Source organism: Actinophytocola sp. (assembly GCF_009379765.1).
Taxonomy (GTDB): domain Bacteria; phylum Actinomycetota; class Actinomycetes; order Mycobacteriales; family Pseudonocardiaceae; genus Actinophytocola.
This window is the reverse complement of record NZ_WHTD01000045.1, coordinates 19,620-33,405: the sequence shown is the minus strand read 5'-3', so window position 1 is coordinate 33,405 and position 13,786 is coordinate 19,620. Positions and strand designations below refer to the sequence as shown.

Sequence of the window (13,786 nt, the reverse complement as noted above, 5' to 3'; positions counted from 1 at the left end):
TCAGATGTCGATCGTCGACTGGTCCACCCGGACGGAGGACTCGACCAGCCACGCCCGCCTCGGCTCGACCTTCTCACCCATCAGCAGCTCCAGCGCTTGTTCGGCCGCGTCGACGTCGTCCATGGTGATCCGGCGGACCGAACGGGTCGCCGGGTTCATCGTGGTGTCCCACAGCTCGTCGGCGTCCATCTCGCCGAGGCCCTTGAACCGCGGCACCGGCGTGACGATCTGCTTGCCGGCCTTCTCCAGCGCCGCGAGCTTGGTCTCCATCTCCCGCTGGGTGAAGGTGAAGTGCGTCTCGGGGCTGCGGCCCCTGGTGGTGATCTTGTGCAGCGGCGGCATGGCCGCGAAGAGTCGGCCGTCCTCGATGACGGGCCGCATGTACCGGGCGAACAGCGTGATGAGCAGCGTGCGGATGTGCGATCCGTCCACATCGGCGTCGGCCATCAGGATGACCCGGCCGTAGCGCATGGTGGACAGGTCGAACGTGCGCCCGCTGCCCGCCCCGAGCACCTGCACGATCGACGCGATCTCGGCGTTGCGCAACGTGTCGGCGAGGCTCGCCTTCTGGACGTTGAGAATCTTGCCGCGCAAGGGAAGCAGCGCCTGATACTCCGACACGCGCGCGTGCCGCGCACTGTTGTGCACGAACACCCCTGCTTCGAGCGCGAAGTTGCGGTAGCCCTCGACCGTCAGGTCGTACACGTCCGCGGTCTCGTCGAGCGGCTCGACGGCGGCCACCGTGTGATTGACCTGGGTGGCAGCTTCCCTCAATCGCGCGTAGTCGCCGTCGCAGTACGCCAGGAGGCGAGCGAACCGGAGCCCGGTCTTCGCCCATTGCAGCCGATCCGCCTCGTATGCGGAGCTCAGGTCGGAGTCGGACAGGTGCAGAAAGGCCGACAGACGCTTGAGCGCGGCGATTCGGCGTCCGTCCTTCTGCCGAGCCACCCGATCCGCGCGAGGCACCGTGGTCACGTATCGCGCGCGTCCGGCCTGCACGCTGGCCAGATGACCGTTCGCAGGATCGCTCATCCGGCGCTTCATCCGCAGCGAGTGTGCCGCACCGAACTCGGGGTGCTCGCGATGCCACGCGAGGACCGCCGCTCGCTGCCTCTCCCGCTCGGCCGGGTCAGCGAACTGCTCCACGGTCGCCTTCCTGCGCCAGTCGAGCAGGCATTCGTCCTGCCACTGTGCGCGGGAGCGGGCACTCCACTCGACGCGCCGCACGGGATCGGCGAAGAACGAGCGAACCCGCTGCGCGGCAACCGCCCGGTGCTCCGGATGTGCCCAGTACTCGGCCTGGCGTTCCCTCATTCGTTCGGCGTAGGCCGCCTTCTCCTGCTCGCTCAGAGCGGTATACCAATCCTGGAATCCCTGCTGAATCCTCTCGCGGAACGCGGGATCCTGGTTCCGCGCCGCGAGTCGCGCGAGGCACGCCTCGCGGAAGGCGGGATCCTGCCACTGTGCGGTGAGCATCGCCGACTTGAACTCCTGGCCCCCGCTGCTGGCCAGCCACGCGCGATACCCCTCGTGCACATGATCGCCCATCATCGCCGCGTGCAAGGCGGCGTGGTCGTCCCACGTCATGCGCCGGATGTTGCGTGGATCGTTGTTCCGCTTGTTGACATCCACATGATGGCGAACTGTTCCGTTGTCGGCGCTGTCCAAGCCGTGCCGAAGGTTGTAGCCGTCGGCCACGTAGTGCGTGTAGACCCACTCCTCGCGGTCGTTCATCCACACGCGTTCGTACCCGTCCAGCTTGTCGCCCTTCGCCTTGGCCGACACCGACCGGTACAGCGGCATCAACGAGACGCCCGATTCCAGGGAGTCGGCACGGCGATAGGAACCGTCGCGCAGCCGGAACCGATGGTCCGGCGTGCACCGCACGGACTCGCCGTTGTCGAGCGTGACTCGCACCAGCGGCGCGGCTCGCTTGGTCAGCCGCGGCTCGGCCAGCAGAACGACGACCACTCGACCGGACTTGTTGGTGGCGTAACCGAAGTGAGTGACGCCGCGCTGCCAGTCGGCCGCCAGGTCGGCGAACGAACGGCTCTGCCCGGATGCCAACGCCACCATCGTGTCCCCGGTAAAACAGCCGAGCGCGCTGTCGCCTTCCACGAGGAACAGCTCGCTCCGGGAGATGCCCGTCGCGCGGCAGTCGACCAGTTTCGGGGGCATCGCCGCGCCTTCCAGCGCGGTCTTGCGGCGGGCGGCGTCCTTCTGCTGCTTCTGGACCAACCGGACGCGGGCCGCGTCGACCACCTTCTGGAGGACGGTCTTGGCCTCGGTCTTGGTCCTGCGGTTCTCCGTCCACGCCTTGAGCTGCTGCTCGACGATGCCCTGCAGCACCTTGGTGATGCCCGCCGTGGACAGCTCGTCCTTGGTCTGCGAGGTGAACTGCGGCTCGGGGATCCGCACGTGCACGACCGCGGTCATGCCCTCCTGCACGTCATCGAGGGTGGGCGGGTCCTCCTTGGGCTTCAACAGACCGCGCGTCCTGCCGATGGCCTCCTGCACGGCCTTGACCACCGCGCGGTCGAAGCCGCGGCGGTGGGTGCCGCCGTGCACGTTGCGGATCGTGTTGGTGAAGCACTCGACCGTGCGGTCGTAGCCGGTGCCCCAGCGCAACGCGACCTCGACCTCGGCCCGGCGCTCCACTTTGGACTGCATGACACCGTTCTCGTCGGCGGCGTTCTCCCGGTAGGTGCCATCGCCGGTGATCATGAGCATGCCGGACACCGGCTTCTCGTCGCCCGGCGCGAGGAAGTCGACCATGTCCGCGAGGCCGTTGGGGTAGGCGAAGGTCTCCTCCGCGATGGCGCCCTCGGTGGTGTTGCGCAGCACGTAGCCGACCCCGGGCACGAGGAACGCGGTGTTGCGCAGCTTCGCCCGCACCGCCTCGAGGTCGAGCGCCGCGCTGTTCTCGAAGTAGCGCGCGTCGTACCAGTACCGGATGGACGTGCCGGTGCGCTCGCCGCGCTTCATCCGCCGCGCCACCTGCAGGCCGGACTTCTTGGTGAACTTGGCCTTCGGGCCCTGCCCGTCGAACTCCCCGGGCACGCCGCGGGCGAAGGACATGTGGTGGACCTTGCCCTCCCGCTTCACCGTGACGTCGAACCGGTGCGACAGCGCGTTGACCGCGGACGCGCCGACGCCGTGCAGGCCACCGGAGGTCTTGTAGCCGGAGCCGCCGAACTTGCCGCCCGCGTGCAGCCGCGTGAGTACCAGTTCTACGCCGGACAAACCGGACTTGGCGTGCACGCCGGTGGGGATGCCGCGGCCGTCGTCGTCGACCTGGACGCTGCCGTCGGCGTGCAGGGTGACCACGATCTTGCTGGCGTGACCGGCCACACCTTCGTCGGTGGAGTTGTCGACGATCTCGTTGAAGAGGTGGTTGATCCCCCGGCTGTCGGTGGACCCGATGTACATGCCGGGTCGCTTGCGCACCGCCTCGAGACCCTCGAGATGCGTGAGGTCGTCGGCCCCGTACAGCGTCTCCGCAGTCACCCTCAACTCCCAGATCATCGGTGCCGCCGAGATCGACATCATGCCGACGGCGCGCGCACCACCGTAGAGAAGGGTATCCGCAGCCCCCGACAACCCCGCGCATTTGGCGAAGTCGTTCGCTCGGGTCATGAGCATGCCGAATACTGGCCGGCATGCTCCTGACCGTCTCCACGACCCATCGCCCCGCTAGTGACCTGGGCTTTCTGTTGCACAAACATCCCGATCGGGTCCAGCGGTTCGACGTGGCGGCCGGGGTGGCCCACGTCATGTATCCGGAGGTGGCGGACGAGCGGTGCACCGCGGCGCTGTTCCTGGAGGTGGATCCGGTCGAGCTGGTGCGGTCGGCCCGCGGCCCGGCAGGCGAGGGGTTCTCGCTCGGCCAGTACGTCAACGACCGGCCCTACGCGGCTTCCTCGCTGCTCGCGGTGACCCTCGGCAAGGTGTTCAACACGGCCATGAAGGGCCGCTGCGACGCGCGCCCGGAGCTCGCCGCGACCGCGATCCCGTTGGAGATCCGCGTACCGGTCCTCCCCTGCCGGGGCGGGCCTGCGCTCGCGGCGCGGCTGTTCGAGCCGCTCGGCTGGTCGCTGGTGGCCGCACCGATCGAGCTGGACCCGGCGTTCCCGGAGTGGGGCGCGAGCCGCTACGTCGACCTTCGGCTGGCCGGGACGATGCGGCTGGCCGACGCGCTGTCCCAGCTCTACGTGCTGCTGCCGGTATTCGACGACGCCAAGCACTACTGGGTGTCCGGCGACGAGATCGACAAGCTGATCCGCTCGGGCGGCGCGTGGCTCGCCGCGCACCCGGAGCGAGATCTGATCACCACCCGCTACCTCGCCCACCAGCGCCGCTACGCCGCCGAGGCGCTGGCCCGGCTGACCGAGCTGGACGACCGGCCGGCCGAGGACGCCGCGGCCTCCGAGGTCTCCGACGGACCCGGCCACGACGCGGGCGACCGGCGGCTGCCCTCGCTCGCCGACCAGCGGCGGGCCGCCATTCTCGCCGAGCTGCGGGCCGCGGGTGCGGCGCGGGTCGTGGATCTGGGCTGTGGCGAGGGAAACCTGCTGCACGCCTTGCTGGCCGAGCCGGCGTTCACCGAGATCGTCGGCGTGGACGTGGCGGCCGGCGCGCTGCGGGTGGCGGCCGCGCGGCTGCGGCTCGACCAGCTCGCCGACCGGCAGCGGGCCCGGATCTCCCTGCTGCAGGGCTCGGTGACCTACGCCGACTCCCGGCTCGCCGGCTACGACGCGGTGGTGCTGTCCGAGGTCGTCGAGCACGTCGACCCGCCACGGCTGCCCGCGCTCGCCACGGCCGTGTTCGGGTCGGCCCGCCCCGCCACGGTGCTCGTGACCACACCCAACGCGGAGTACAACGTGCGCTGGGACTCGTTGCCCGCGGGCGAGATGCGCCATCCCGACCACCGTTTCGAGTGGACCCGTGCGGAGCTCGCGGCGTGGGCCGACGCGGTCGCCGGGGCGCACGGGTACACGGTGCGGTACGTGCCGGTCGGCCCGGTCGGCGACGAGGAGGGGGCCGAGGTTGGCGCGCCGACCCAGCTCGCGGTGTTCACGAGGGGGAACCGATGAGGACGCTGGAGATTCCGGAGCTCTCGCTCGTGGCGCTGGTAGGCGTCACCGGCTCGGGCAAGTCGACCTTCGCCGCGCGGCACTTCCTGCCGACCCAGGTGCTGTCCTCGGACGCGTTCCGGGCGCTGGTGTCCGACGACGAGAACGACCAGGGCGCCACCCGCGACGCGTTCGACGCGCTGTTCTACGTGGTGGCCAAGCGGTTGCGGGCGGGGCGGCGCACCGTCGTGGACGCCACGCACGTGCAGCGGCAGGACCGCGCGCAGCTCGTCGCGGCCGCCAGGGAGCAGGACGTGCTGCCGGTGGCGATCGTGTTCGACCTGCCGGTGGCGCTGTCCTACCAGCGCAACGCGGCGCACCGCGAGCTGCCCGAGCACGTGATCCGCCGCCAGCACGACGCGCTGCGCCGCTCCGTGCGCCACCTGCACAAGGAGGGCTTCCGCAAGGTCCACGTGCTGTCCACTGTGGAGGAGGTGGACGGCGCGCGGATCGAGTGGGAGAAGGCATACAACGACAAGCGTGAGCTCGCCGGGCCGTTCGACGTGATCGGCGACGTGCACGGCTGCCGCGCCGAGCTCGAGTCGCTGCTGACGCGGCTGGGCTACGCGCTGACCCGCGACGACGAAGGCCGCCCGGTCGGCGCCACGCATCCGGACGGCCGGACCGCGGTGTTCGTGGGCGACCTCGTGGACCGCGGCCCGGACACCCCGGGGGTGCTTCGGCTCGTGATGGGGATGGTCGCGGCCGGCACAGGGCTGTGCGTGTCGGGCAACCACGAGCACAAGCTGGTCCGCGCGCTGGACGGCCGGGACGTGTCGGTGGCGCACGGGCGCGCGGAGTCGCTGGCGCAGCTGGCCGCCGAGCCCGAGCGGTTCCGCAAGGACGCCAGGGAGTTCATGTACGGGCTGGTCAGCCACTACCGGCTGGACGGCGGCCGGCTGGTCGTCGCGCACGCGGGGCTCAAGGAGGAGTTCCACGGGCGCTCGTCCGGGCGGGTCCGGGCGTTCTGCCTGTACGGCGACACCACCGGCGAGACCGACGAGTACGGCCTGCCGGTGCGCTACCCGTGGGCGAACGACTACCGCGGCGCCGCCACCGTGGTCTACGGGCACACGCCGGTGCCGGAGGCCACCTGGGTCAACAACACGATCTGCGTGGACACCGGCTGCGTGTTCGGCGGCTCGCTGACCGCACTGCGGTGGCCGGAGAAGGAGCTCGTGGCGGTGCCCGCGGAGCGGACGCACTACGAGCCGGTCCGGCCGCTCGCCCCGCCGGAGCGGCCCGCGGACCTGCTGCGGGTCGACGACGTGCTCGGCACCCGGTTCGTCGAGACCGGGCTGCACGGCCGGGTGAAGATCCTCGAGGAGAACGCGGCGGGCGCGCTGGAGGTGATGAGCCGGTTCGCGATCGACCCGCGCTGGCTGGTGTACCTGCCGCCGACGATGGCCCCGTGCGCCACGTCCACTGTGGACGGGATGCTGGAGCACCCCGGCGAGGCGTTCGCCGCCTACCGCGCGGACGGGGTGGCGCGGGTGGTGTGCGAGGAGAAGCACATGGGCTCCCGCGCGGTGGTGGTCGTGTGCCGCTCCGCCGAGGTCGCGCGCGACCGGTTCGGCGCGACGGACGGCACGGGCGCGATCCACACCCGCACCGGCCGGTCGTTCTTCGCCGGCGAGGTCACCGAGCGGCTGCTCGCCCGGGTCCGCGCCGCGGTCGACTCCGCCGGGCTGTGGGCCGAGCTCGGCACGGACTGGCTGGTGCTCGACGCGGAGCTGCTGCCGTGGTCGCTGAAGGCCGGCGAGCTGTTGCGCCGCCAGTACGCTCCGGTGGGCGCCGCGGCCCGGCACGTGCTGCCGGCGGCACTGGACGTGCTGGACCGGGCGGCCGCGCGCTACGCCGACCCCGCGACGATCACCGCGCTCGCCGACCGGCAGCGCATCCGGCTCGCCAACGCGACAGCGTTCACCGAGGCGTACGGCCGGTACTGCTGGCCGGTGCACGACGTCGACGGCGAGCTCGACGGGATCTCGCTGGCGCCGTTCACGGTCCTCGCCGGCGAGGGCGCCTGCCACGCCGACCGGGACCGCGGCTGGCACCATGCCCTGCTCGATCGGCTGGTCGCCGCCGATCCGGCGTTGTTCCGCGCCACCCGACGGTCCATTGTGGACACCACGGACCCGGACTCGGTGGCCGCGGGCGTCGTGTGGTGGACCGAGCTCACCGCGGCGGGCGGCGAGGGCATGGTCGTGAAGCCGTACGAGGGCACCGAGCGAGGCAGGCACGGGCTGGTGCAGCCGGGCGTGAAGTGCCGTGGCCGGGAGTACCTGCGGATCATCTACGGCCCCGACTACCCCGAGCACCTCGACCGGCTGCGGCAGCGCTCGTTGGGCCGCAAGCGGTCCCTGGCGCTGCGCGAGTACGCGCTGGGCCTGGAGGCGGTCACCCGGTTCGCCGCGGCCGAGCCGCTGTGGCGGGTGCACGAGGCGGTGTTCGCCGTGCTGGCCCTGGAGTCCGAGCCGGTGGACCCACGGCTCTGAACCTCGCGCTAACCCCGCCCGATGAACGGCATCGTCGTGGCCATCAGTGTCACGAACGCGACGTTGGCGCTCAGCGGGAGCCCGGCCATGTGCACGACCATGTCCCCCACGTGCGTGGCGTCCATCGTGGGCTCGGGGCGCCGCGAGCCGTCCGCTTGCAGGGTGCCCGAGCCGAAGCCCGCGGTCATGTCGCTGGCCGCGTTGCCGATGTCGAGCTGGCTCACCGCGATGTCGTGCGCGCGGCCCTCCAGGGACAGTGCCTTCGTGAGGCCGGCGATCGCGTGCTTGGTCGCGGTGTAGGCCACCGCGTTCGGGCGCGGAACGTGCGCGGAGACCGAGCCGTTGTTGATGATCCGGCCGCCGCGCGGGTCCTGCGCCTTCATCAGCCGGAACGCCGCCTGGGCGCAGCGGAACGAGCCGGTGAGGTTGGTGTCGACCACGGCCTGCCAGTCCGCTTCGGACAGCTCGTCGGCCGGGCCGACGGGCCCCGACACGCCGGCGTTGTTCACGAGCAGGTCGAGCCGGCCGTACCGGTCGGCGACGTGGTCGAACAGCGCGCGCACGGCGTCGGGGTCGGTGACGTCGGCGACCACCGGGTCGGCACCGGACACCGACTCGAGCGAGGCGCGCGTTCGGCCCGCGACCACCACCCGGTAGCCGGCGCCGGTCAGCGCGGTCGCGATCACCCGGCCGAGGCCGGAGCCGCCGCCGGTCACGAGAGCGATCTTCGGAGTCGACAAGACAACCTCCCGGGGTACGCAGGACCTACCGGCGAAAGGGTGGCACGCATGGACGGCATCAGGGTGATCGCCTGCGACGTCTTCGGCACCACGGTGGACTGGTACACCGGCGTGGCCGACCAGGTCGCCGAGATCCTCCCGGACCTCGACGCGGGCGCGTTCGCGAGCGAGTGGCGCGGGATGTACCTGCCGTCGATGGCGAACGTGCGCGAGGGCCGCCGCCCGTGGGCTTACCTGGACACCCTGCACCGCGAGTCCCTCGACGAGCTGCTCGCCCGGCACGGCGTCGACCCGGACGAGGGCACCCGGCGGCGGCTGGTTCGCGCCTGGCACCGGCTGCCGGCCTGGCCCGACTCGGTCGACGGCCTGGCCAAGCTCGGCCGGCACCACACGCTCGCGACGCTGTCCAACGGCGGCTTCGCGCTGCTCACCAGCCTGGTCAAGCACGCGGGGCTGCCGTTCGACTGCGTCCTGTCCGCCGAGCTCGCCCGCACCTACAAGCCCGACCCGGCCGTCTACCGGACCGCGGCCGGGCTCCTCGACGTCGAGCCGAACGAGGTGCTGATGGTGGCCGCGCACCGCTGGGACCTCGACGGCGCGCGGAAGGCGGGCATGCGGACGGCGTTCCTGGAGCGGCCCGCCGAGAAGGGGCCGCTTCGTGTCGATGGCTCGTTCGCAAGCTCACTCGCAGCCGCCGACCGCGCCGCCGACGTCACCAGTGACCTGTCCGTCGCGAGCTTTACCGAGCTGGCCGACGTCCTCAGCCGGGCGTGAGCCGCCGCGGTCCGACCAGGGCCGCCACGCCGCTGAGCACGTAGCCGAGCGCCGGACCGTACGCGCCGAAGGACAGCCCGTCGTCGCCTCCGCCCAGGTCCTGCACCGCGTAGACGTGCACGCCGGCGATGACCAGCAGGACCAGCCCGGCGATCCGGCGGAACATGGCCAGCCCGGTTTTCAGCATGAAGATCACGAGGATCAGCGCGGCCACCGCGATCACGATCGTGGTGATCTCCTGGCGGGAGAAGTCGAGGCCGGCGTCCTCGCCGAAGAGGCCTGCGGCCGGCCCGACGCCGTAGCGCAGGAGCAGCCAGCCGATCCCGACGATCGCGAGCCCGGCGAAGATCATCTTTCCGGCGACCGACTCCAGCACCGACACGAGCGCCAGCACGATGCCGAGCGCGGCGAGCGGGTAGCTGAACAGCACCAGGTACCAGCCGCCGAAGCCCTGCGCACCGGCGTCGGAGGCGAGGTCCCACAGCTCCGGCAACGAGATCGACTCGCCACCCGCGGCCGCCGCGGACACCCACGGCAGGACGAGCATGCAGAGGATCTGCACCACGATGCCGAGCAGGCTCAGGACCAGGCCGAGGCCGGGCACCCGGAACTTGAACCCGCCGTCGTCCGGATACTCCGGCGGGGGCTCCGGGCGGCGGGCCGCCGGTGGTCTCGGCGGTGGCCCGGGCTGGCCGTACTGCGGCTGCTGCTGGTAGCCGGGGTCCTGATGAGCGTCCTGGTACGAGTCCTGGTACGGATCCCCCGACGGCTGCCGCTGCTGGTACTGCTGGGGGTACTGCCGCGGCGGGTGCTGCCGTCCGTAGGGGTCCTGGCGCCCTGGCTCGCCCTGGTACGGGCCGGATGGGGACATGCGGGCACCGTACCGGCCGTGCGCCCGATGGCAAGGTCAGCCGGGTACCGAGTCCGCCCAGAACCCCCGAACGAGCTGGGCGAACTCCTCCGCGCGCTCGATTTGCGGCATGTGTCCGGTGTCGGCGAACAGGTGCGTGCGGGCGTGCGGCAGCAACACCTTCGCCGCCTCCAGGTGGATCGCCGGCAGGACCAGGTCGTGCGAGCCCCACACCACGAACGTGGGCACGGCCGCCGCCGCGGTCGCGGTGAGCACGGCGTCCCGCCAGGGCCTGCTCACGCCCCGGAACGTGCCGAGCGAGCGGCACAGGTCCAGCATCACCCGGGCCCCGTGCGGTCGCTTGGCGAGCTCGAACGTGCGGGCGATCCGCGCCTCGGTGACGAAGCTCGAGCTCCGGAAGATCGCGCGCTCGGTGCGCCGCGCGCCGCCGCGCGACGGGTGCAGCAGGAGCCGGCCCAGCGGGCGCAGCGCGAGGATCCGCAGCGCGATCGTCACCTCGCTGCCGAACCCGGCGCTGTTCGCCAGCACGAGGCTGCGCACCCGGTCCGGGTAACGCAGCGCGAGCAGCATGGCCACCGCGCCGCCGAGAGAGTTGCCGATCACGTGCGCGGGCCGGGTCTCCCCCACCTCGTCGAGGAAACCGGCGACCGCGTCGGCGAGCCCCGGCAGGGTGGACTTACCGGGCAGCGGGTCGGACTCGCCGAACCCGGCCATGTCCACGCTGTGGACCCGGAGCGCGGCGCCGAGCAGGTCGTGCTGCTCGGCGAAGTCGTCGAGGCTGCGGCCGATCCCGTGCAGCATCAGCACGGGCGGACCGTCGCCGGTCACCCGGTAGCGCACCCGCCGCCCGGCGACCAGCACCCACTCGTCGACGGCGGTCACCCGCTCTGTCCACTGAGGACGGAGACGGGAGCGCGGTCGAACCGCATGTCGTCGTCCACCGGGCCGTAGCGCATCAGCAGCACGTCGCGCGGGTAGTTCTGGTGGAGCCGCCACGGCGCGGCCGGGCCCTGCTTGGGCAGCTTGTCGATGCTGCGCAGCACGTAGCCGGAGCGCAGGTCGACGAGCGGCACGGTGGCCTCGGTGCCGGCGGGCGGCTCGGGCGTGCTCGTCCGGTAGCCGTGCGCGGCCATGTGGTTGAGGAGCCGGCACACGTAGCGGGCCACCAGGTCGCTCTTGAGCGTCCAGGAGGCGTTGGTGTACCCGATGGTGAGCGCGAAGTTCGGCACGCCGGAGATCATCATGCCCTTGTAGGCCAACGACTTCCCGAGCTCGACCGCCGCACCGTCGACGGTGAGCGACATGCCGCCGACCGGCAGCAGGTTCAGCCCGGTGGCGGTGACCACGATGTCGGCCGGCAGCTCCTGGCCGCCCGCGACCGTGACGCCCGACTCGGTGAAGCCCTCGATCCGGTCCGTGACGATCGACGCCCGGCCGCTCGTGACGGCCTTGAACAGGTCGGCGTCCGGCACGAAGCACAGTCTCTGGTCCCACGGGTCGTACCGCGGCGCGAAGTGGGTGTCGACGTCGAAGCCCTCGGGCAGCAGGCTCATCGCGCCCTTGCGCAGCAACGTCTTCATGACCTTCGGGGCCCGCCGGCTGAGCTGGAACACGGCCAGCGCGCCGAGCACGTTCTTCCACCGCACCAGCGGGTAGACCCACTTCGCGGGCAGCCGGTCGCGCAGCAGGTCGGCAAGCGGGTCCCGGGACGGCAGCGACAGCACGTAGCTCGGCGAGCGCTGCAGCATCGTGACGTGCCCGGCGGTCTCGGCCATCGACGGCACGATCGTCACCGCGGTCGCGCCGCTGCCGATCACGACGACGCGCTTGCCCGCGTAGTCGAGGTCCTCCGGCCAGTGCTGCGGGTGCACGACCGGGCCGGCGAACTTCTCGATGCCCGGGAGGTCGGGGGTGTAGCCCTTGTCGTAACGGTAGTAGCCGGAGCAGACGAACAGGAACCGGCAGCTGATCGTCTTCTCGGTGTCCCCGTGTCGCACGTGGACTGTCCAGAGGCCGTCGTCGGTCGACCACTCGGCGCCGGTGACCTTGTGGTTGAACCGGATCTGGCTGTCCACACCGAACTCGCGGGCGGTGTCCCGGACGTACTCGCGGATGGATCCGCCGTCGGCGATGGCCTTGGCCTGGTTCCACGGACGGAACGAGTAGCCGAGCGTGTACATGTCCGAGTCCGACCGCACGCCCGGGTAGCGGAAGAGGTCCCAGGTGCCGCCGATCGCGTCCCTGGCCTCGAGGATCGCGACCGTCCGATCGGGACACCCGCGCCGCAGGTGGCAGGCGGCGCCGATGCCGGAGAGCCCGGCACCCACGATCAGCACGTCGACGTGGTCCACAGACATGACGTCCCCATCTCTGTCGAGCCTTGCCGGTCACGTTATCGACAGGGTGTCGAGTGAGTCAACACGGTGTTGAGCGAGCGGCCGGGAGCGGGGTAGCGTCTGGGGCATGCCCGTTCCCGCCAGGTCCGTGCGCGGCCGCCGCCCGGCCCGGCCCTCCGGCGACGACCGGGAGGTCGCGATCCTGGCGACGCTGGAGCGGCTTCTCGCCGCGCGGGGGATGCACGAGATCTCCACCGACGACCTGGCCCGCGGCGCGGGCATCTCGCGGCCGACATTCTACTTCTACTTCCCGTCCAAGGACGCGGTGCTGCTCGCGCTGCTGGACCGGGTGGTGCAGGAGGCCGACGCGGCCGTCGACGCGGTGCCCGACGTCCTGGCGAGCGACCCGCCGAGGTACTGGCGCGACTGCATAGCCGCGTTCCACGAGACGTTCCGCGCGCACCGGCCGGTGGCGCTGGCCTGCGCGGTGGCCCGGGTGACCAACGGCGAGGTGCGCGCGCTGTGGGCACGGGTGATGGAGTCGTGGACCCTGCTGGTGACCGAGGCGATCGAGGGCGAGCGCGAGCGCGGTGCGGCCCCGCCGGGCCTGCCGGCCCGCGACCTCGCGGTGGTGCTGAACTCGATGAACGAGCGGGTCCTGTACGCGACGTTCGCCCAGGACGGCCCGACAGTGGCCGAGGAGGACGTGGTGGACGTCCTGCTGACGGTGTGGCTGAACGCGATCTACCAGACCACGACCCCACCGCCCGCGCCGTAGCCGCATGCCCTGAACGACGCGCAGGGGACCCCCAACGTCCCGAAGGCGGCGTTTGGTCTTAGGGTACTGCCGGCTTGATCCACGTCGGCAACAGCGGACGCCACCGGTTCGCCGTGTCTCGCGCCACGAGTTCCCCACCGCGTCAATGACGATCACCGCGACCACCGCGCGCACATGATCGGTATTGCGCGGATCGAGCACCAGCAACGCGAGCAGCGATGCGAACACGCCGTGACCGGCCACCGGTCCCACGCGGACGCGCTCGTCGAGCGCTACTCCGCCGGCCGCTCCATCCGCGAGCTAGAACGCGGCCACGGGCTACAACCCGGCGCGCTCGCCAACCACCTCAAACCATCGGTACGCGGAGGGTTCCCCCGACTGGAGATCCTCGAACGCTTCGCCGAAGTCCTCGACGCCCCGCTCAAAGAGGTCACCGCCGCGTTCGCCAAAGACGCCCGGCTCGAACTCTTCGACAGCGAACCCCTCAGCCCCGACACCGAACAACTGGTCAACCTCTACCACCAGCTCGACCCCACCCGCAAAGACCTCGCCCGCGCCACCCTCCGCGCCATCCTCGACCAACAACACGCCGAACACCCCGAGACATGACACTCCGCCGCAACACCCGAGGAACACGACGCATCAAGGGAAGAGATA

10 protein-coding genes are annotated in these 13,786 nt (G+C 71.4%); 5 read left to right on the top strand and 5 right to left on the bottom strand.

The features are described 5' to 3' along the window. Window positions 1-3,507, bottom strand: coding sequence for an ATP-binding protein (locus GEV28_RS15930; RefSeq protein ID WP_291412852.1), 3,507 nt, complete (start codon window positions 3,505-3,507; stop codon window positions 1-3). Window positions 3,508-3,659: 152 nt separating this feature from the next. Here GEV28_RS15930 and GEV28_RS15925 point away from each other — a divergent pair, with 152 nt between their 5' ends. Both GEV28_RS15925 and GEV28_RS15920 read left to right on the top strand, forming a co-directional pair. Further along, the gene (locus tag GEV28_RS15925) at window positions 3,660-5,093 is read left to right on the top strand and encodes a 3' terminal RNA ribose 2'-O-methyltransferase Hen1 (RefSeq protein ID WP_291412851.1); all 1,434 of its coding nucleotides are present in this window, start codon (window positions 3,660-3,662) and stop codon (window positions 5,091-5,093) included. Further along, window positions 5,090-7,630 carry a polynucleotide kinase-phosphatase gene (locus tag GEV28_RS15920; protein ID WP_291412850.1) on the top strand — a complete coding sequence of 847 codons (2,541 nt, stop codon included), beginning with the start codon at window positions 5,090-5,092 and terminating at the stop codon, window positions 7,628-7,630. The genes GEV28_RS15925 and GEV28_RS15920 overlap by 4 nt, the downstream gene beginning before the upstream one ends. Window positions 7,631-7,638: 8 nt before the next feature. On the opposite strand, the gene GEV28_RS15915 is transcribed toward GEV28_RS15920, so the two are convergent. Continuing rightward, window positions 7,639-8,370, bottom strand: coding sequence for an SDR family oxidoreductase (locus GEV28_RS15915; protein ID WP_291412849.1), 732 nt, complete (start codon window positions 8,368-8,370; stop codon window positions 7,639-7,641). Window positions 8,371-8,418: 48 nt separating this feature from the next. Here GEV28_RS15915 and GEV28_RS15910 point away from each other — a divergent pair, with 48 nt between their 5' ends. Beyond that, window positions 8,419-9,144 (top strand): haloacid dehalogenase type II, encoded by a 726-nt coding sequence (locus tag GEV28_RS15910; protein WP_291412848.1) that lies wholly within the window; start codon window positions 8,419-8,421, stop codon window positions 9,142-9,144. On the opposite strand, the gene GEV28_RS15905 is transcribed toward GEV28_RS15910, so the two are convergent. The 3 genes from GEV28_RS15905 to GEV28_RS15895 are packed head-to-tail and all read right to left on the bottom strand — an operon-like array spanning window position 9,131 to window position 12,372. Then, the gene (locus GEV28_RS15905; protein ID WP_291412847.1) at window positions 9,131-10,015 is read right to left on the bottom strand and encodes a hypothetical protein; all 885 of its coding nucleotides are present in this window, start codon (window positions 10,013-10,015) and stop codon (window positions 9,131-9,133) included. The two genes, GEV28_RS15910 and GEV28_RS15905, sit on opposite strands and share 14 nt — an antisense overlap. Before the next feature lie 36 nt (window positions 10,016-10,051). Continuing rightward, window positions 10,052-10,897 (bottom strand): alpha/beta fold hydrolase, encoded by an 846-nt coding sequence (locus GEV28_RS15900; protein ID WP_291412846.1) that lies wholly within the window; start codon window positions 10,895-10,897, stop codon window positions 10,052-10,054. Continuing rightward, on the bottom strand, window positions 10,894-12,372 hold the full coding sequence (locus GEV28_RS15895; protein ID WP_291412845.1) for an NAD(P)/FAD-dependent oxidoreductase: 1,479 nt from the start codon (window positions 12,370-12,372) through the stop codon (window positions 10,894-10,896). The genes GEV28_RS15900 and GEV28_RS15895 overlap by 4 nt, the downstream gene beginning before the upstream one ends. 106 nt (window positions 12,373-12,478) lie before the next feature. Between GEV28_RS15895 and GEV28_RS15890 the strand changes: the two genes are divergently transcribed. Further along, a complete protein-coding gene (locus GEV28_RS15890; RefSeq protein WP_291412844.1) occupies window positions 12,479-13,129 on the top strand; it encodes a TetR/AcrR family transcriptional regulator in 651 nt (216 codons plus the stop codon). Window positions 13,130-13,360: 231 nt separating this feature from the next. Continuing rightward, complete coding sequence (locus GEV28_RS15885) at window positions 13,361-13,738, top strand: hypothetical protein (RefSeq protein ID WP_291412843.1); 378 nt, start codon at window positions 13,361-13,363, stop codon at window positions 13,736-13,738. Window positions 13,739-13,786: the final 48 nt, after the last annotated feature.